Annotated in this window: 21 protein-coding genes; 10 read left to right on the forward strand and 11 right to left on the reverse strand. The window is 43.0% G+C overall.

Features of this window, described 5'->3' with window-relative positions:
• Positions 1 to 4: 4 nt before the first annotated feature.
• From rng to ACMXYT_RS12385, 5 genes are all read right to left on the reverse strand, one after another.
• A complete protein-coding gene (gene rng, locus ACMXYT_RS12365; RefSeq protein WP_415898925.1) occupies positions 5 to 1,471 on the reverse strand; it encodes a ribonuclease G in 1,467 nt (488 codons plus the stop codon).
• A gap of 9 nt (positions 1,472 to 1,480) precedes the next feature.
• Positions 1,481 to 2,065 (reverse strand): Maf family protein, encoded by a 585-nt coding sequence (locus tag ACMXYT_RS12370; RefSeq protein WP_415898926.1) that lies wholly within the window; start codon positions 2,063 to 2,065, stop codon positions 1,481 to 1,483.
• A gap of 14 nt (positions 2,066 to 2,079) precedes the next feature.
• Complete coding sequence (mreD, locus tag ACMXYT_RS12375; RefSeq protein ID WP_415896745.1) at positions 2,080 to 2,577, reverse strand: rod shape-determining protein MreD; 498 nt, start codon at positions 2,575 to 2,577, stop codon at positions 2,080 to 2,082.
• Positions 2,574 to 3,380, reverse strand: coding sequence for a rod shape-determining protein MreC (mreC, locus tag ACMXYT_RS12380; RefSeq protein WP_415898927.1), 807 nt, complete (start codon positions 3,378 to 3,380; stop codon positions 2,574 to 2,576). Before mreC ends, mreD begins: the two co-directional genes overlap by 4 nt.
• A gap of 148 nt (positions 3,381 to 3,528) precedes the next feature.
• Positions 3,529 to 4,566, reverse strand: coding sequence for a rod shape-determining protein (locus ACMXYT_RS12385; protein ID WP_007022323.1), 1,038 nt, complete (start codon positions 4,564 to 4,566; stop codon positions 3,529 to 3,531).
• A 223-nt stretch (positions 4,567 to 4,789) separates the two neighbouring features.
• Here ACMXYT_RS12385 and gatC point away from each other — a divergent pair, with 223 nt between their 5' ends.
• Genes gatC through gatB form a run of 3 tightly spaced genes read left to right on the forward strand, consistent with a single transcriptional unit; the run spans position 4,790 to position 8,038 of the window.
• Entirely contained in the window at positions 4,790 to 5,077 is a 288-nt protein-coding gene (gatC, locus tag ACMXYT_RS12390) for an Asp-tRNA(Asn)/Glu-tRNA(Gln) amidotransferase subunit GatC (protein ID WP_415885458.1), read from the forward strand.
• A gap of 40 nt (positions 5,078 to 5,117) precedes the next feature.
• Positions 5,118 to 6,569 (forward strand): Asp-tRNA(Asn)/Glu-tRNA(Gln) amidotransferase subunit GatA, encoded by a 1,452-nt coding sequence (gene gatA / locus ACMXYT_RS12395; protein WP_415898928.1) that lies wholly within the window; start codon positions 5,118 to 5,120, stop codon positions 6,567 to 6,569.
• A gap of 14 nt (positions 6,570 to 6,583) precedes the next feature.
• Positions 6,584 to 8,038, forward strand: coding sequence for an Asp-tRNA(Asn)/Glu-tRNA(Gln) amidotransferase subunit GatB (gatB, locus tag ACMXYT_RS12400; protein WP_415898929.1), 1,455 nt, complete (start codon positions 6,584 to 6,586; stop codon positions 8,036 to 8,038).
• A gap of 132 nt (positions 8,039 to 8,170) precedes the next feature.
• Here the strand turns inward: gatB and ACMXYT_RS12405 are convergent, their stop codons facing one another.
• Positions 8,171 to 8,803 carry a TorF family putative porin gene (locus ACMXYT_RS12405; protein ID WP_415885461.1) on the reverse strand — a complete coding sequence of 211 codons (633 nt, stop codon included), beginning with the start codon at positions 8,801 to 8,803 and terminating at the stop codon, positions 8,171 to 8,173.
• 324 nt (positions 8,804 to 9,127) lie between these two features.
• Between ACMXYT_RS12405 and ACMXYT_RS12410 the strand changes: the two genes are divergently transcribed.
• The 3 genes from ACMXYT_RS12410 to ACMXYT_RS12420 all read left to right on the forward strand — a co-directional run bounded on the left by ACMXYT_RS12410 (position 9,128) and on the right by ACMXYT_RS12420 (position 11,418).
• Positions 9,128 to 9,589, forward strand: coding sequence for a GNAT family N-acetyltransferase (locus ACMXYT_RS12410; protein WP_415898930.1), 462 nt, complete (start codon positions 9,128 to 9,130; stop codon positions 9,587 to 9,589).
• Positions 9,590 to 9,963: 374 nt separating this feature from the next.
• Entirely contained in the window at positions 9,964 to 11,013 is a 1,050-nt protein-coding gene (locus ACMXYT_RS12415) for a Glu/Leu/Phe/Val family dehydrogenase (RefSeq protein ID WP_415898931.1), read from the forward strand.
• Positions 11,014 to 11,184: 171 nt separating this feature from the next.
• The gene (locus ACMXYT_RS12420; RefSeq protein ID WP_415898932.1) at positions 11,185 to 11,418 is read left to right on the forward strand and encodes a DUF2789 family protein; all 234 of its coding nucleotides are present in this window, start codon (positions 11,185 to 11,187) and stop codon (positions 11,416 to 11,418) included.
• Between the two features lie 39 nt (positions 11,419 to 11,457).
• Here ACMXYT_RS12420 and ACMXYT_RS12425 read toward each other — a convergent pair whose 3' ends face one another.
• From ACMXYT_RS12425 to ACMXYT_RS12440, 4 genes are all read right to left on the reverse strand, one after another.
• On the reverse strand, positions 11,458 to 12,342 hold the full coding sequence (locus ACMXYT_RS12425) for a LysR family transcriptional regulator (RefSeq protein ID WP_415911496.1): 885 nt from the start codon (positions 12,340 to 12,342) through the stop codon (positions 11,458 to 11,460).
• A gap of 101 nt (positions 12,343 to 12,443) precedes the next feature.
• On the reverse strand, positions 12,444 to 12,791 hold the full coding sequence (locus ACMXYT_RS12430) for a hypothetical protein (protein WP_415898933.1): 348 nt from the start codon (positions 12,789 to 12,791) through the stop codon (positions 12,444 to 12,446).
• Positions 12,792 to 12,897: 106 nt separating this feature from the next.
• Positions 12,898 to 13,338 carry a phosphate-starvation-inducible PsiE family protein gene (locus tag ACMXYT_RS12435; protein WP_415898934.1) on the reverse strand — a complete coding sequence of 147 codons (441 nt, stop codon included), beginning with the start codon at positions 13,336 to 13,338 and terminating at the stop codon, positions 12,898 to 12,900.
• An 18-nt stretch (positions 13,339 to 13,356) separates the two neighbouring features.
• A complete protein-coding gene (locus ACMXYT_RS12440; RefSeq protein WP_415898935.1) occupies positions 13,357 to 14,277 on the reverse strand; it encodes a universal stress protein in 921 nt (306 codons plus the stop codon).
• Between the two features lie 147 nt (positions 14,278 to 14,424).
• On the opposite strand from ACMXYT_RS12440, the gene ACMXYT_RS12445 reads away from it, so the two are divergent.
• The 4 genes from ACMXYT_RS12445 (at position 14,425) to folM (ending at position 16,803) form a co-directional block, all read left to right on the forward strand.
• Positions 14,425 to 15,033 carry a MarC family protein gene (locus ACMXYT_RS12445; protein WP_415898936.1) on the forward strand — a complete coding sequence of 203 codons (609 nt, stop codon included), beginning with the start codon at positions 14,425 to 14,427 and terminating at the stop codon, positions 15,031 to 15,033.
• A 72-nt stretch (positions 15,034 to 15,105) separates the two neighbouring features.
• Positions 15,106 to 15,744 carry a GTP cyclohydrolase I FolE gene (gene folE, locus ACMXYT_RS12450; protein ID WP_415898937.1) on the forward strand — a complete coding sequence of 213 codons (639 nt, stop codon included), beginning with the start codon at positions 15,106 to 15,108 and terminating at the stop codon, positions 15,742 to 15,744.
• A 13-nt stretch (positions 15,745 to 15,757) separates the two neighbouring features.
• The gene (locus ACMXYT_RS12455) at positions 15,758 to 16,075 is read left to right on the forward strand and encodes a DUF6482 family protein (protein WP_415898938.1); all 318 of its coding nucleotides are present in this window, start codon (positions 15,758 to 15,760) and stop codon (positions 16,073 to 16,075) included.
• Between the two features lie 17 nt (positions 16,076 to 16,092).
• On the forward strand, positions 16,093 to 16,803 hold the full coding sequence (gene folM, locus ACMXYT_RS12460) for a dihydromonapterin reductase (protein WP_415898939.1): 711 nt from the start codon (positions 16,093 to 16,095) through the stop codon (positions 16,801 to 16,803).
• Between the two features lie 11 nt (positions 16,804 to 16,814).
• On the opposite strand, the gene ACMXYT_RS12465 is transcribed toward folM, so the two are convergent.
• The gene (locus ACMXYT_RS12465) at positions 16,815 to 17,642 is read right to left on the reverse strand and encodes an SDR family NAD(P)-dependent oxidoreductase (protein ID WP_415898940.1); all 828 of its coding nucleotides are present in this window, start codon (positions 17,640 to 17,642) and stop codon (positions 16,815 to 16,817) included.

Below are 17,642 nucleotides of genomic sequence, written 5' to 3' on the forward strand. Positions count from 1 at the left end.
AGCTTTAGCGCAAAACAACATCAAAGTTTTCAGCGTTATACATAGGCTCCACCTGGAAGCGAATCGTCTTGCCTATGAAAGCTTCTAACTCTGCAACGTGGTTGGAAGCATCATCAAGCAGATAATCAACTACAGGCTGCGCTGCTAACACTAAATAACTATCTGTGTCATAGGCCCTATGCTGGCGAAGAATTTCACGGAAAATCTCATAACAAACCGTTTCAGGCGTTTTAATTGATCCTCGCCCCTGACATTCGCTACAAACATCACAGAGCACCTGCTCCAAACTTTCACGGGTGCGCTTACGGGTCATCTCAACCAAACCAAGATCGGATACACCTGTAACTTTACATTTCGCATGGTCGCGCTCTAGTACCCGTTCTAGTGTTCTTAGTACCTGACGCTGATGATCGGCATCTTCCATATCGATAAAGTCGATAATGATAATACCGCCAAGGTTACGTAAGCGAAGCTGACGACCGATCGCCGTTGCAGCCTCAAGGTTCGTTTTAAAGATCGTTTCTTCAAGATTGCGATGACCAACAAACGCACCGGTATTCACATCAACCGTCGTCATCGCTTCTGTTTGGTCAAAAATAAGGTAACCACCGGACTTTAGCTCTACCTTGCGTCCTAAGGCTCTTTGAATTTCCTCTTCAACATTAAAGAGGTCAAAAATAGGCCGTTCACCCGGATAATACTCAAGCGTATCAGCAACTTCAGGCACCAACGTTTTTACAAAGTCTTCCGCTTTTTGGAACGTCTCTTTAGAATCAATTCTGATTTTCTCTAAGCCTGAGTGCGCCATATCTCGCAGCGCCCGCATATTCAGTGGAAGATCCTCATAGATGACACTTGGCGCTTTAGCGGTTGCGATTTTCGCTTTAATCGAAGCCCACAAACGTCTTAAAAACTGAGTATCTGCTTCCAACTCTGCTTCTGCAGCGCCCTCAGCCACCGTACGTAAGATAAACCCAGCAGGCTCGCCATCATCGGTGGATACAAGTTTTTTCATGATCCCACGTAATCGATCACGCTCTTCCATATCTTCTATTCGTTGGGAAACACCAACATGACTGTTACCGGGCATACACACCAAATAACGAGAAGGAAGTGAAAGGTGGGTCGTCAAGCGAGCGCCTTTAGTACCAATAGGATCTTTAGTCACTTGAACAAGCAAAGATTGACCTTGACGAAGCACTTGAGCAATAGAGGTATTGGCTTTTTCTTCATGCGTGGCACTTTGAGAAAGCACCTCTTCAACGTGAATAAATGCAGCACGCTCCAAACCAATATCTACAAATGCAGCCTGCATACCTGGTAAAACGCGTACAACTTTACCTTGGTAAATATTGCCGACAATACCTCTACGGTGAACACGCTCTACATATACTTCTTGCGGCATCCCATTTTCGATAACCGCAACCCGAGTTTCCATCGGTGTAAAGTTGATCAGTATCTCTTCGCCCATGCCCTATCCTTAATTCTCTAGCGAATGCCAGATGCGAATACCCGCCTGCACTAACATTTCAGCTGTTTCTGTCAGAGGTAAACCCACTACTGCAGAATAGCTACCCTTAATCTCTTCAACAAATACAGCGCCAAATCCTTGAATACCATAAGATCCAGCTTTATCTTGCGGTTCTCCGGAACGCCAATAAGCTTCACATTCAGCTAGCGAAATCTCCCGAAAACGAACGTTGGTTGTGACTACAACAGATCGCGTTTGTTCCGATGTCACCACCGCAACTGCCGTGAGTACTTGGTGAGTATTACCAGAAAGCCTTTGAAGCGTTTCTATTGCTTCATTTTGATCAGTTGGTTTGCCCATAATCCTACCATCAAGCACAACGGTAGTATCAGAACCTAACACTGCTTTAGAGCCATCAGTTAAAGCAAAGCAAACTTGCGCTTTTTCAATTGCCAATCGCTCAACATAGTCCACTGCTAGTTCAGCATCTCTAACATCTTCACAGATATCAACAGGCTTTACAGAACATTGCACTCCAATCTGATCGAGTAACGCTTTTCGTCTTGGGGAAGCTGAGGCAAGAATCAATTCCATTTAAAGGCCTTCCTTTAGCGTATTCGGAATAAGCGGCGAATACCGCGTAAAAAAACAAACAACCAAGGCCATAGGAGCCCACTGATTAAGCAAGGCAGAAGGAATATCAAGCTCTCACCCGTATAACCTGTGAACGCTTGCATCCAATGAAACAGTAACTGATTGATTCCCACAAGCACCATCACCATCATGGCCTGCTGTACCACGGGAAACATTCTAAGTCTTTGATGTAAAAGTAATGTTAAAAAGGCAATTATCGTCAGTGATAGTGCATTTAGACCTAATACACTGCCCTTAATAACATCTAGAAACAAACCCAAGAAAAAAGCCATACCCATGCCAACCCGATGGGGTAACGCCATGACCCAATAGATAAGGATCATCGCTATCCACTCGGGGCGCGCCCACTCAAGGTAGTAAGGCAGAGGCATCTGGCTCAGCATTAGGCCGATCAGAAAAGTGGCAAGGATAATTAGTCCGCCACCCGAAGCAGCAGGCGACCCAGGCGTCACTCACTCACCTCTTGCGGTTGGGATAGAGGTTTAGTTTCAATGTCAGGCTCAACTTGAGGTTCTGGCATTTTCACTAACAACAGATGACGGGATTTATCCAATAACGCCGTCGGTTTAATGGTCACTTTGGTGAACTGCTGCCCAGGATCTCGAATCACTTCAGATACAATTGCCACAGGGTAGCCACGGGGGAATCGCTGAGCCAAACCTGAAGTGATAACCAAGTCGCCTTTTTCAATATCTGCCGTATCTGGTACATGATTGAGCTCTAACTCATCTAACTGCCCCTTACCCAGTGCTATAGAACGAAAACCATTGCGATTAATTTCTACAGGTAAGGCGTGTCGAGCATCAGTAATCAGCATAACGCGACTCGTGTAATGAGAGATCTCTGTCACTTGCCCCATCACACCACCAGCATCCAAGATAGGCTGACCAACAGTGACCCCATTTTCACTGCCTTGGTTAATAATCACCTGGTGCTGGAAAGGATCGGGGTTTACTCCGATCAACTCAACCAATTCAACTTCTTCATCAACCCGTTTACTACCACGAAGTAGTGCTCGCAAGCGGTTATTTTCTTGACGAAGTGCTGCGTTTTGCTGGACTTTACGCTCCAACTGTAACGCCTCGGATTTTAGCTTTGCGTTTTCTTTTATAAGAAGGCTGCGGTCAACCACAACATCCGAGACTTCACCCGCAACACGGCTTGGAATATCAACAATCCACTGCAACGGCGTTAAAAGTAGGGATAGATAGGCGCGACCTTCTCTGACTTTAGCTGAATAGAGATCAGCAGCCATCAGCGCAAAGGCAAAAATAACCAGGAAAAAGAAAAAACGGCCAGAAGATCGGCCGAGGAATATAGTCTTAATAACTCACCCCCTGACATATGTGGATATGTCGGAGGCAAGTATCAAAGATCAGGCTGGAATCAATATCACACATGGGTTAATCATGGCTAACTAGCTCGAAGCCATGCTTATCCAATAGCTCCAGAGCACGACCACCACCACGCGCTACGCATGTAAGCGGGTCTTCAGCAACGATTACAGGCAGACCTGTTTCTTCGCTAATCAAACGATCGATATTACGCAATAGTGCGCCACCACCGGTCAATACAATACCTCGCTCAGCGATATCAGAAGCCAATTCTGGTGGGCATTGTTCCAATGCACTTTTAACAGCTTGAACGATCGCAGATAGCGGCTCTTGCAGCGCTTCCAAGATCTCGTTGCTGTTAAGCGTAAAGCTACGCGGAATACCTTCAGCTAGGTTACGACCACGCACATCAATTTCGTGCATTTCGGAAGACGGGTAAGCCGTGCCGATCTCTTGCTTGATACGCTCAGCAGTTGAGTCACCAATCAAGCTACCGTAGTTACGACGAACGTAAGTCACGATGTACTCATCAAAACGGTCACCACCTAGGCGAACGGAGTCCGCATAAACGATACCATTCAAAGAGATAACAGCGATTTCGGTCGTACCACCACCGATATCAACAACCATTGAACCGCTTGCTTCATCAACAGGCAAGCCGGCACCGATTGCAGCAGCCATAGGCTCATCGATTAGATAAACTTCACGTGCACCTGCACCCATCGCCGATTCTTTGATCGCACGACGTTCTACTTGGGTAGATTTGCAAGGCACACACACCAATACACGAGGGCTTGGTGTTAGGAAATTAGTGTCATGAACTTTACTGATGAAGTACTGCAGCATTTTTTCTGTCACGTGGAAGTCGGCAATAACGCCGTCTTTCATTGGACGAATAGCTGTGATGGAACCGGGTGTACGACCCAGCATACGTTTTGCGTCAGCACCTACTGCAGCGACAGATTTTTGATTACCAGTCTGGCGAATCGCGACAACAGACGGTTCATCAAGAACAATATCCTTATCGCGGACATAAATCAGTGTATTTGCAGTGCCCAGGTCAATGGACAGATCGCTGGAAAAAAGACCACGAATTTTCTTGAGCATGTACAGGGAGTCCTAAGAAATTCTGCAGGTATAGCCGCTATATCCTGAAAACACGTAACTCTAACAACGGCAGGCGCTTTGAGCAAGGCGAAAATCAGTAAAACTACTTAAAAACACTGGCTAAATTATCTTCATGAAGCTTTGACGATATGGTAACGTACATCTTTAAGTTTTTTCCCTTTATGCATTCTCATAAAGCCACCCCTATAAGCGAGAGTAAATTATGTCTCTGGATCGCTCTGATGTGGACAAAATCGCCCATCTGGCGCGCCTTCAAATTGAAGAACAGGACACTCCTGAATACGCGCAAAATCTGACAAATATTCTGGATCTGGTTGATCAGATGCAGGCCATTGATACCACTGATGTATCCCCGATGGCACACCCTCTGGATGCTGTACAACGCTTACGCAGCGATGACGTTACTGAAGAAAACAACCGAGAGCAGCTGCAATCTGTAGCACCTGCTGTAGAGAACGGCTTGTTCTTAGTACCTAAAGTTATTGAGTGATACCCATTCAGCCAGAATATTGATTAAGGATAAGTATTCCATGTTTGAAAAAACACTTGCCGAATTAGCTCAAGGGCTGAAAACGGGTGATTTTAGTAGTGTTGAATTAACCCAAGCCTACCTAGAACGCATCAAGGCTGAAGACGGTAAATACAACAGCTACATTACAGTGACTGAAGAGCAAGCTTTAGCTCAAGCTAAAGCAGCAGACGAAGCCATTGCCGCAGGTACAGCAGGCACATTTACCGGCTTGCCGATTGCGCACAAAGACATCTTCTGTACACAAGGCGTTCGTACGAGTTGTGCATCAAAAATGCTTGATAACTTTGTTGCGCCTTACAACGCGACTGTTATTAACAAATTCAATCAAGCTGGTGCGGTCATGTTGGGTAAAACCAACATGGACGAATTTGCCATGGGCTCTTCCAACGAGAGCAGCTTCTACGGTGCAGCTAAAAACCCTTGGAACACTGACTGTGTCCCAGGTGGCTCATCTGGCGGCTCGGCAGCTGCGGTATCAGCGCAACTAGCTCCTGCTGCAACAGGCACAGATACAGGTGGCTCTATTCGTCAGCCTGCTGCACTTTGCGGCATTACCGGCCTCAAACCAACTTATGGCCGTGTTTCTCGTTTCGGCATGATCGCATTTGCGTCCTCCCTAGATCAGGGTGGCCCAATGACTAAAACCGCTGAAGATGCAGCGCTGATGCTAAACGTAATGGCTGGTTTTGATCAGCACGATTCCACTTCTGTGGATCGTGAAGTTCCAGATTACACAGCTGACCTTGAAAAACCTTTAGATGGCCTACGCATTGGCCTACCAAAAGAGTTTTTCATGGATGATATGGATTCAGATATAGCTGCACACACTCAAGCTGCCATCAAAGAGTTTGAAAAGCTTGGCGCTACAGTGAAAGAAGTTAGCCTGCCAAATACAGCGCTATCTATTCCTGCTTATTACATTATCGCGCCCGCTGAAGCTTCTTCTAACCTATCTCGTTTCGATGGCGTACGTTACGGCTATCGCTGTGAAGATCCGGTTGATCTAGAAGATCTATACAAACGCAGCCGTGGTGAAGGTTTCGGACCTGAAGTTAAGCGCCGCATTATGGTTGGTGCTTATGCTCTGTCTGAAGGTTTCTACGATGCTTACTACAACAAAGCTCAGCAGATCCGCCGTTTGATCCGTGACGACTTCGCTAAAGTACTTACCGAAGTTGATGTCATCATGGGCCCAACAACACCTCACCCTGCTTTTAAACTGGGTGAAAAAACATCTGATCCAGTAGCGATGTACATGGAAGATATCTTCACCATCTCCCTAAACCTTGCAGGCCTTCCAGGCATGTCTGTTCCTTGCGGCAGTGTTAATGGTCTACCAACAGGTCTTCAGATCATTGGCGACTATTTTGCTGAACAGAAACTGCTAAATGTTGCACATCAGTTCCAGTTGGCGACTGATTGGCATAAACAGACACCACAAGGCATCTAAGAGGTTTATTTACTATGGAATGGGAAGCGGTAATCGGGCTTGAGATTCACGCCCAGCTAGCGACAAACTCCAAAATCTTTTCCGGTGCCAGCACAGCGTTTGGTGCCGAACCCAATACACAAGCGTGCGCGGTAGACCTAGCACTACCGGGCACACTGCCTGTATTTAACGAAGAAGCACTGCGCATGGCCGTAAAATTCGGCCTAGCTGTAGATGCAGAGATCGGCCGTAGATCTGTTTTTGACCGTAAAAACTACTTCTATCCTGATCTACCAAAAGGCTATCAGACCAGTCAATTGTTCCACCCTATCGTAGGCGTAGGACACATTGACATAACTCTAGAAGATGGTACGGAGAAGCGCATCGGCGTAACACGTGCTCACCTAGAGGAAGATGCAGGCAAGTCGATTCACGATGAATTCCCAGGCATGACAGGTATCGATCTTAACCGTGCCGGCACACCGTTACTTGAGATCGTATCAGAGCCAGATATGCGCAGCCCAGAAGAAGCTGTGGCCTATGTACGTAAGATCCACTCGATTGTAACCAGCCTAGGCATCTGTGATGGCAACATGGCAGAAGGTTCTTTCCGCTGTGACTGTAACGTATCGGTTCGCATCAAAGGCGAAGAAGAGTTTGGTACTCGCACAGAGACTAAAAACATCAACTCTTTCCGCTTTATCGAAAAAGCGATCACAGGTGAGATCGAACGCCAAATTGACCTACTGGAAGATGGCGGCCGTGTAGTCCAAGAAACTCGCTTGTACGATGCAGACAAAGATGAAACACGCTCAATGCGTTCTAAAGAGGAAGCGAACGACTACCGTTACTTCCCTTGTCCAGATCTGCTGCCAATCGAGATCGATGATAGCTACATCGAAGCGGTACGCGATTCTCTACCTGAATTACCGGATGCGCGCAAAGCTCGCTTTATCGAAGAGTACAAACTGAGCGATTACGATGCGATGGTACTTTCAGGCGATCGCACTATGGCTGAGTACTTTGAAACTGTAGCCAAAGCATCTAAGGACGCAAAACTATCTGCAAACTGGGTTATGGGTGAGCTATCTAAAATGCTTAACCAAAATGATACGGTTATCGCTGACAGTCCTGTATCAGCAGATCAACTCGGCGGCCTGCTTGCACGCATTAAAGACAACACGATCTCTGGCAAAATTGCCAAGCAAGTGTTTGAAGTTATGTGGAACGAAGGCGGCAGCGCAGACGAAGTCATCGAAGCTAAAGGCCTTAAGCAAGTAACAGACAGCGGCGCTATCGAGAAGATCGTTGATGATGTGATTGCTAACAGCGGCCCTCAGGTAGAACAGTATGTAAATGCTGAGCCAGAGAAACGCGGCAAGATGATTGGCTTCTTTATGGGCCAAGTAATGAAAGCCTCTCAAGGCAAAGCCAACCCTGGCCAAGTTCAAGGTGTTCTAAAGCAAAAACTAGATGCACTTTGCTCTTAAGCAAAGAATCTAGCAAAACTAAAAAATGCCGTGCTTAGCACGGCATTTTTATTTGCACCTCAGCCAAAAAAAAGCCCATCCGAAGATGGGCAAAAATTCCTAGCATGTGTACATCAATCAAAGGCGCTCAAATTAGAAATCGAACGTTTTGCTGATTGAGAAAGCAACTGTGTTAGAACCACCTAGATCATCGTCTGGATTGATGTAAGCAACGTTCATATCTAGACCTTCGTAAGTTAAGCCATAACCTAGCTCTACGTAATCACCTTCGTAATCTTTACCGAAAGAACCGTAAGTTAGGTAAGCGCCTTCATATTCACCTGTTAGTGCAACAAATGAGTAGTCAGCTTCAGCAGTGCCAGAAGGCTGATCTTCTGTACCTAGCGTAACCTCAAGATTCAAAAAGCTGTAACCAACATTTAGGTTAAGCTCGTGATAATCAGTTTCAGCTTCAGTGTAAAAATAACCTGTATATCCAATGCTGTACGCGAAATCCCCAGCTTCGCCCGCGTAACCGCCGTAGATATCGTACTCAATATCTTCGTCAGCCAAGTTAGTTTCACCTACAGCCCAGATACCAGCATATAGACCATTATCTGCTTCGTAGTCGATACCGCCCATCATAGTTGGGCCATCAGAGTAATCCACACCACGGAAGTAATATTCGCTCATCGCGCCAATATTCGCAGACAGACCTGCTTCAGCCATAACAGAAGCAGATAATAAACCCGCAGCAATCAAAGATTTAGTGGTAGATTTAACCATGATGTTGTCCCCTCAAAATAATATTACATAATTACCACCTATAAAGCACAGCACGTGCCAACTCAAAATAACACTTTAAAAACAAGTGCTTAGAAAAAAACCGCTGAGTATTGAGCAACCACAATCAAACCTATGCACCAAATTCGAACTCTATTTTTGTGCACATGCACCAAATATAAGCACATCTCAATATGTATGCTTTCGATATAATCAAACGAGCTTCAAAAAATGATCGCATCATGCAAGAGCAATCTATTCTGTAGAATCCGAGAACAAATAAAGATAACTATTAGAAAGACTTTCTAAAGTGAGAATTAAGTAACAATGAAATCTAACATCAGTTTTCATTCCGCTGTCGGTAAAGAACTTCAATCACCAGATCTTGGGCGTTTCTATAAACGAAATGGCCATAAGGGGCGCATACAACCCAATGATCATTGTATTTGGTTAACCTTGGAAAAGGAGATAGTCGCAGCAACTAGGCTTTCAACTATCGCAGAGCAGAACATTACAGAACTAAGTGAATTAATAATTCTGAGAGGCTTATGGGTAGGAAAACAACATAGGGGGCTAGGACTAGGCAGCTTATTATTAAATAAGATCCTTACTCAGCAGATAACGCCAGAGGTAACTCTTTATTGCTTTGCTTATGAGAGCGCAATTCCCTTCTACAAAAAACATGGTTTTAAAACCGCCACTGAATCAACCCCCTCTTTTCTACTGCAAAAACAAAAAGCCTATTACAGTAGAGGTAGTAAAACTCAGGTTATGGCTTACAACAGATAAGATACATCTGTAAGCTCACATTCAATAAACACACTGTGTTCTTGGCATTAGATCACTGGTAGTATTCCGCTAATTGCAGCCTCACAAGGGCCTGCTGATATCACACATTGTGTATTTAATTATCTGGTTGCGATCCAACCGGGAGGTAAATCCTTATGACTGCTTTTGTTAAAAAGTCACTACTCTCTTCTTTGATAGCCAGCCAAGTCGAAACGCTTCAATTGTTGGATTGCTAAACCTTAAAGCAGTCGTTGGTAACCCTTTCTGCTTTTCTCAGCCGAACACCACCGAATCTGCTTATTATCTTTTACCAGTAACACCAATACTCTTTCGAACTCCATTCATTGGACGATAGAGAAGTTTCAGGAATTGTAATGACTATTTTCAACCACCCTGAATTCGATCAACACCAACAGATCGTCTTCTGTAACGACTCAGAAACAGGCTTAAAAGCCATAATCGCAATTCACAACACCCATCGCGGCCCTGCTTTAGGTGGATGCCGAATGTGGAATTACGCTAATGACGAAGAAGCCCTAACTGATGTACTGCGTTTATCCAAAGGAATGACTTACAAATCAGCTTTGGCCAACCTTGCCTTAGGTGGCGGAAAATCCGTTATCATTGGCGATCCGCGTAAACACAAAAATGAAGAACTCTTGGCCGCAATGGGGCGTTTTTTAGAGCAAACCGGCCACCAATATATAGCCGCAGAAGATTCAGGAACATCCGTGCCAGACCTGAAAATAATGGGGCAATATACCGCCAATGTTGCAGGGGTGACAGAACATCCTGGAATCGATGGTCATCCCTCTAACGGCGACCCATCACCGGCAACGGCATACGGAACATTTATAGGTTTAAAAGCAGCCGTAAAGCATCGACTAAACATCACTGATCTCAAAGGACTTAAAGTCGCGATACAAGGCGTTGGGAACGTGGGCTACCGTCTAGCTGAATACCTCCATAAAGAAGGCGTCGAGCTATTTGTAAGTGATATCAATCCAGAGCAGTTAGAAAAAGCAGTTTTAGAGTTGGGAGCTAAGGCTGTCCCACTAGACCAAATACTGCTACAGGAGGTTGATGTAGTCGCACCTTGCGCATTAGGTGCTAGCTTGAATGATGAAACCATCCCACAGATCAAAGCAAAAGTTATTGCCGGCGCAGCTAATAACCAATTAGCACGGCCCCATCACGATCATGAATTACATAAGCGTGGCATTCTCTATGCGCCAGATTACGCCATCAACGCAGGCGGGATTATTGATATATCCTATGAGCGCAGTGGGTATGATGCGGAAAAAGCCAAAGCACACATCGAAGGCATAGGAGACACACTGAGCGAGATCTTTAATCGTTCAGTACAAGAAGATCGCCCTACCGGTGAAATCGCAGATGAATTAGCGCAAGAACGCATCGGTTAACTTATAGTCATTGTTTACGAACTAGCTGGCGCGTTAAACGAGCCAGCTATATTACTCCTCCTCGCTTACACCTACTTAATAAAGTTCTATCAGTTTATTTGATTAAGCTTCAGATTTTATCGAAAGGAATTTCTCTCCATATATTCCACAATAATAAAAAAGGAGAGAATCATGAACTACCACAGTAGAGAAATAGAAAATCTATTTAAGAAACTAGGTCTTAATGATGATCCAAACTATATTGAAAACTTTATCGAAAAAAATAAGATCGATTCAATAGAAACTCATTTAGCAGACGCTCCCTGTTGGAATAAGTCACAATCTATATTCCTTCGTAATAAAATATATTCTGATAGCCAGTGGTCGGAAGCTATAGATCAACTCGATATAATTTTAAGGAATTAACTTCCCCCAAAAGCAAGGGACTGCGCCTTAAAACAATCACTACTTTTGATAATTTAATATCGCTTCTAACGCCGGGTTTATTAAACTTCCATCTCTATAAAGCGCAAAAAGATCTTCAGTAATTGTTTCAGTTGTTCCTATAACCTCTAATCCATATTGCTCACAGATTTCTTCTGCAATATATGTTGGAGCTGAAAAAAAACCTTCGCCTGACTGGCCCAGTACTTTTAGTAATGCACTGTCATCAATTTCAGCTTTAATATTTTGCTGAATTTTATTTTCTTTAAACCAATCTTTTAGCTTTTCTAAGTAAGGCGTATTACGACCATAACTTAAGAAAGGAAAACCGTTTAAACTTTCAGGAAAACCTTCTCTTAACTGAGAAGCCCCCTCTTTTTTATAGAAAAAAGACATCGATGTAGATAGAACCTTGTGAGCTTTAATCCCTTCTCTGTCACATTGATGAGGTAGATAATCGGTAATGAGCACATCAATTTTCTTCTGTTTTAACTGTAATAGAAGGTCTGAAGCATTAGCGGTTTTACACACTAAATGAGTTTTAGTCGTTATATCCTGAGAAGGCCTAATAACCTTCCAAGCAAGGATCTTATGCACCGTAGCAGCAATCCCTACAGAAAAGTCGATAGAACGGTTGTCGGGTGTTTGCTGTAGCACATCTTCCAGCTGAGCAGTGATGTCGAAAATTTTGTTAGCGTAAGCAAATACCTCTTTACCCATTGGCGTTAGAACTAGATTACGCCCCTCTCGTTTGAAGAGCATATGGTTGACGTTTTCTTCTAGTGTGGCTATCTGAGAACTTAAGGTTTGAGGAGCTAGATCGATAATTTCACATGCCTGCGTTATGGAGCCCTCTCTAGCCGTTAGCCAGAAATAATAGAGGTGCTTGAGATTAAGCATTTTCATATCGATAACCCCTTTGTTTCCCTTTAAAGAAATACCCTACTAATTTAGTAGGGTATATAACAAAGAAGTTTTGTCAACTTTGAAATCGAGGCTGAATAGATCTAGGCAGCCCAATTGGAGTCAGTGCTGAACTCTTTAGGCTCCAGATTACTCACCTGAGTTGAGTGGCTCACCGAACATACTTCATAGATGTGATAAGACTGAGGCGCTAATAGATCAATAGCAGTACTTACATATTCATACTCATCAGGAACAGTTTCATAGGATTTTTTCACTACAAACTCTTTCCTATCAGAGGGAATATCGGCCTTTACAGGTACTTCTACCCACAAGCAAATGCGCTTCTCTGTAACCAAATACTCCACTCGCACAATTCTATATCCTTTAACCAAAGTTAAGGTTTGCAGCTTGCTATCAGTTGTCATTGTCAGTTTTTGAATTGTTTTCATGCTTCCACCTCTCTGTCTGTTGCCCATCAATATGGCTGATAAAACCGTCCCATAAAACAGAAATATCTGATATTTAATTCAGCTTTTTTCGAATGGATTTCTATCATTATTCTTCATGTAATTTTGTTGGTATTTTATGGATTAACCAGTAACCAATAGCCATACTTAATGCCACGGCTGCTAGGCCATAAATGTAAGGTGGCGTTATGGTTTCGAAGTCCAACACAATGACCTTCCTTGCTATAGCCATCAAAGCAGTTGCCATTACGATTTTTACATGAATCACATCATCACGAAGATAAATAGTGATATTGATAAGAATTTCGATAGCAATCAGCACTGCCATGAATGCGCCAAACGTAGCCAACATATCAGAGATAGTTAGAATATAAATTGGCGGTGTATTAATCTTTTCATAGATTGTCCATGCGACATCGACCACCCCCATCAGGATTACAAAAACCATAAGTACAGACATAACCCTTACGCTAAATCTAACCGCTGAGTAGAGCTTTGTGATCAATTTATCATCGGTATACTCTTTCATAATCGACACTCCTGATAATCAAATGACAGGGGAGCTAAACTCTTCAGGCTTCACAACAAGAACTGAACTATCTATTGAAAGCAGGATATCTTCAGCAGTGTTACCTATTAAGTAGCCCTTAATACCGGATCTAGAAAAGGTCCCCATCACTAACAGCTCCGGTCGCTCTAAGCTAATGTAGTTACATATCGATTTGACTGGCTCACCTCTAATCAACATGTAATCTGAAAGCTCATGTTTCCTAAGAAACTCTTTGATGATGCCGTTGTACCGCGTTTCTTCGAGCTCTAAAATTTCTGAGTAGTCGACCCCCTTAACATCAAAAAACGGATTGTTCTTAAAATATTCTTCGCCACTCACATTCCAACAAGATAAAACTCTTAAGCCAGCACCTATTTCAGCTGCTATTGATTTAGATGCATCAATAATTTTTTTATTTGATGCTTGTCCCTCTTCTGTAGCTTCTTGACTTAAGTCTATAGCAGCGAAAACGCATGGATATTTAGAAGGCGAGGTATGCCTGATGACCCATAGAGGCTTTTCCATCTTCCTCATCAAATGCAAGTCTAGGCTTCGCAAATCTTTATGGCGCATGTCCTGATATTTGATAACCAGATCATAGTCACCTTCAACACTCTCTTTGATAATCTCGATAAATTCGATTCCACATCGAATCTTTGCTGAAAAACCTCTGCCGAAATATTTTTCGAGCTGGTTTTTAAGGAGGTACTTTTGATTTTCTATAATGTCTTTTTTAATAGCGTTAAACTTTTCTTCACTAAATACCCCATAACCAGGCAGATTCCTCTCGTTAATGACAAATAAAACCTCTAAAAAGCATTCATTCTTTTTATGTAAATTTATTGCCACATGAAAAGATGGATCATCGATAACTAGAAGTTCTTTATTAACTACATACAAAATTTTATTTAGTTTCATAAGTTACCTCCAACCAATTCCTATCCATGATATGCAGACTTACTAAAAAAGCATTCGTTTAAATAGAAATAAGTTTCCTAAATAATCGATAGGTACGTTTTCCTATAAAACCTATATTGGTTTTGATTAGACCTATGGGAGGCTACGTTGCAGGATTTAATATCAACATATATTTTCTTTTTTGCTGTTATTGATCCGATTGGTACTGTTCCAGTTTTTATTGCCGCTACGAGACAATACGATCAAATAACCAAACGACTAACAGCAATAAAAGCCACTGTCACAGCAGCTTTTGTCCTTGTATTTTTTGTGATTGCAGGAGAAGTAATTCTGTCCCTACTCGAGATACCCCTACCTGCTTTTCAAGTGTCAGGTGGAATTGTTTTATTCTTATTTGCTTTAACGATGATCTTTGGAGAGGGCAAACCAGAATCTGAGATTAATCTGACTAAGCAGCATACAGAAACGGCTATTTTCCCTTTAGCTATTCCTTCAATAGCTAGCCCCGGCGCTATGCTAGGTGCAGTTATGCTAACGGATAAGAATTACTTCAATATCTACCAACAAATTGAAACTGCATTCGTAATGCTGTTAGTACTTTTGAATGTACTAATATTCCTATTAGCAGCCTCATGGATAGACAAAAGAATTGGTAAATCAGGCGCCAGTATCATAAGCCGAATCATGGGATTTATCCTTGCCGCAGTAGCGGTTACCAGCGTCCTCTCTGGCATAAAAGAGTTCTACAACCTTTAAAACGCTACAATTCAATTGATCTAGATCAATTTTTATTTCGTACATCTGATAAATAAAGTTAGGGGTAACATCATGATTTCTGCAGAAGCCACTGCCGTCCGAGACCAACTTATAGAAAAAGGATTAGAGACTCCGACCATCGAATCCCCTCTAACCCAAGACGAAAAGTACGAACGAATAAAAGGGCTTATGACTGAAGTTGCAAGTACCTTAGGTCTTAACCTAGAAGACGATAGTTTGAGAGAAACCCCTCATCGCGTAGCTAAGATGTATGTGTATGAGATTTTCTCTGGTCTCGATTATGAGAATTTTCCAGCGATAGCTATGATCGAAAACAAAATGGATGTGGACGAGATGGTCAAAGTCCGCGATATCAATCTGGTAAGTTCTTGCGAGCATCATTTCGTTACGATTGATGGCACCGCAAAAGTTGCTTATATCCCCAACAAAAAGATTATTGGTTTATCTAAAATCAATCGATTGGTTCGGTTTTTCAGCCAACGACCTCAAGTTCAGGAACGGCTAACGAAGCAAATCCTAATTGCACTCCAAACTTTATTGGAAACAGACAATGTAGCTGTTTCGATCTCCGCTACACACTATTGCGTTAAATCACGAGGTGTAATGGACGTAAATTCAGCTACTGAAACCACTGCTCTTGGCGGCATATTTAAGACCAATGAACGCACAAGAGCAGAGTTTCTAACTTAGGTAGGAGCTAGCTATGAAGCTGCAAATAGAAGATATACACGACCTAGAGCCGATAGATAAAGTTGTTATTCACTCACTGGATTGGATGCTTTATCAAGTCACAGTAGAAGCGGAAGGACAAGAACGTCTTCTATATCAAGGCAACGATCCCTTTAAAAGTCGCAGTCTCCTTGAGATACAAGAGATCTTTCAATTTGTCGATGTTGAGCACTACACACTTCGCAGACCCAACAGCGCTTATGACGAAATGGTCGGACAGCCTCCAATCGTTTTCCCAGATAGCTTTGAAACCTCTCTACCTTGGAAACAACTTGCTGACACACGTCACTAATACGGATACCAGAAAAGATGGTAAACAACTCAAAACCAATCCTTATCACTGGCGTAGGCAAACGTATCGGGTTTGCATTGTGCAAACATTTTATACAGCACGGCATCCCTGTTATTGGAACGTATAGGACATATTACGATAATTTAGAGGAGATCTCAGATGCCGACCTGATTGAGTGTGACTTTTATAAACAAGAAGACCTCAATCGTCTTATCGACCATGTAAAAAGTAACTACACCAGCCTTAGGGGCATTATTCACAATGCTTCAGACTGGCTACCTGAAACCAGCAAGCATTCCCCTGAAGACATCTTTAACAAAATGATGATGATCCATGCTGGCGTTCCTTACCAACTTAATTTGGCACTAAAACCCCTGCTAGAAAATTGCGAATCTACAACCGACATCATTAATATTACTGACTATGTTGTCGACAAAGGTAGCGATAAACATATCGCTTATGCTGCGAGCAAAGCGGCACTCAGCAATATGACCTTATCCTTTTCATCTCTGCTCGCACCAAAGGTCAAAGTGAATGCTATTGCGCCTTCCTTGATTATGTTTAACCCTGAAGACGACAGTGCCTATAAAGCCAAAGCGTTGGACAAATCTCTTTTAAAAATTGCGCCTGGTACTGAAGAGATAATTAAAGCGGTAGATTATCTGCTGGACAGCAAGTACATGACTGGCAGAACACTGTCTTTAGATGGTGGTAGGCATATCCGTTAGGTAATTCCGCATTAGGGGAGTATCTCTGCACCATCCCATGCAAATACTCTCCCGCTTTGTTCAGGCCGTAGCGTCTCTATGACTCTTAGCAAATAGCTAGCAGATTGCTCAGGAGTAAATAACTTTTCTGCTGGAACCTTACTCTGAAATGGCTGGGACAACACTGTGTTCACTGTACCCGGATGCAAACCAACGGTGATAGATTGAGGAAGTTTTCTCTGCGTTTCTATCGATAAAGTTTTTAGAAGCATATTCAGAGCACTTTTACTGGCTCTGTAACCATACCAACCACCCAAGCGGTTATCGCTTATACTTCCCACCCGTGCAGAAATCACAGCAAATACAGCCTTGCCCTTTTTATTAAGCAAAGGAACAAGCTGCTGCGCAATTAACATAGGCGCTGTGGCATTAATATGGAAAAGCTTCTGGAAATTTTCCATATTAATCTGGCTGAGGCGCTTTTCAGGCTGAGTTTGCTCATCATGGAGAAGTCCAGAACAAACCAAGACCAAATCAAGCTCTATGCTTTCTAGGAGCACGCCCAATTGAGAAATGCTCTTTTCCGAATAGAGATCGACATAACCATAAGTTACCTTGTCGTTGTGTAACTCTATTGGCTTTTCTGCTGACAAGCGTGAAAAAGCAAATATATGCCCAACTTCCGGATCTTGAAGAAGCCGCTTAATCAGTGCTGATCCTATCCCACCTGTAGCGCCTATTAACACTACATTTTTCAGTCTTTTGTTTACACTGTTCATATAAACTAATACGGCGTAAACACCTGAACCGATCAAAGGATTCTGTCGTAACAGATTAATAAACCAGTTGTGAATAAACAC

Source organism: Neptuniibacter sp. QD37_11 (genome assembly GCF_047778105.1).
In the GTDB taxonomy this organism is placed as follows: domain Bacteria; phylum Pseudomonadota; class Gammaproteobacteria; order Pseudomonadales; family Balneatricaceae; genus Neptuniibacter.

What these genes read in the sequence shown, in the direction of transcription:
- ACMXYT_RS12370 (WP_415898926.1), bottom strand. Translation starts at nt 2,065, where the DNA reads ATGGAATTGATTCTTGCCTCAGCTTCCCCAAGACGAAAAGCGTTACTC.
- ACMXYT_RS12430 (WP_415898933.1), bottom strand. Translation starts at nt 12,791, where the DNA reads ATGAAAACAATTCAAAAACTGACAATGACAACTGATAGCAAGCTGCAA.
- folM (WP_415898939.1), top strand. Translation starts at nt 16,093, where the DNA reads ATGGTAAACAACTCAAAACCAATCCTTATCACTGGCGTAGGCAAACGT.
- ACMXYT_RS12420 (WP_415898932.1), top strand. Translation starts at nt 11,185, where the DNA reads ATGAACTACCACAGTAGAGAAATAGAAAATCTATTTAAGAAACTAGGT.
- mreC (WP_415898927.1), bottom strand. Translation starts at nt 3,380, where the DNA reads ATGGCTGCTGATCTCTATTCAGCTAAAGTCAGAGAAGGTCGCGCCTAT.
- gatA (WP_415898928.1), top strand. Translation starts at nt 5,118, where the DNA reads ATGTTTGAAAAAACACTTGCCGAATTAGCTCAAGGGCTGAAAACGGGT.
- folE (WP_415898937.1), top strand. Translation starts at nt 15,106, where the DNA reads ATGATTTCTGCAGAAGCCACTGCCGTCCGAGACCAACTTATAGAAAAA.
- gatB (WP_415898929.1), top strand. Translation starts at nt 6,584, where the DNA reads ATGGAATGGGAAGCGGTAATCGGGCTTGAGATTCACGCCCAGCTAGCG.
- ACMXYT_RS12410 (WP_415898930.1), top strand. Translation starts at nt 9,128, where the DNA reads ATGAAATCTAACATCAGTTTTCATTCCGCTGTCGGTAAAGAACTTCAA.
- ACMXYT_RS12435 (WP_415898934.1), bottom strand. Translation starts at nt 13,338, where the DNA reads ATGAAAGAGTATACCGATGATAAATTGATCACAAAGCTCTACTCAGCG.
- ACMXYT_RS12385 (WP_007022323.1), bottom strand. Translation starts at nt 4,566, where the DNA reads ATGCTCAAGAAAATTCGTGGTCTTTTTTCCAGCGATCTGTCCATTGAC.
- ACMXYT_RS12425 (WP_415911496.1), bottom strand. Translation starts at nt 12,342, where the DNA reads ATGAAAATGCTTAATCTCAAGCACCTCTATTATTTCTGGCTAACGGCT.
- ACMXYT_RS12415 (WP_415898931.1), top strand. Translation starts at nt 9,964, where the DNA reads ATGACTATTTTCAACCACCCTGAATTCGATCAACACCAACAGATCGTC.
- ACMXYT_RS12405 (WP_415885461.1), bottom strand. Translation starts at nt 8,803, where the DNA reads ATGGTTAAATCTACCACTAAATCTTTGATTGCTGCGGGTTTATTATCT.
- gatC (WP_415885458.1), top strand. Translation starts at nt 4,790, where the DNA reads ATGTCTCTGGATCGCTCTGATGTGGACAAAATCGCCCATCTGGCGCGC.
- ACMXYT_RS12455 (WP_415898938.1), top strand. Translation starts at nt 15,758, where the DNA reads ATGAAGCTGCAAATAGAAGATATACACGACCTAGAGCCGATAGATAAA.
- rng (WP_415898925.1), bottom strand. Translation starts at nt 1,471, where the DNA reads ATGGGCGAAGAGATACTGATCAACTTTACACCGATGGAAACTCGGGTT.
- ACMXYT_RS12440 (WP_415898935.1), bottom strand. Translation starts at nt 14,277, where the DNA reads ATGAAACTAAATAAAATTTTGTATGTAGTTAATAAAGAACTTCTAGTT.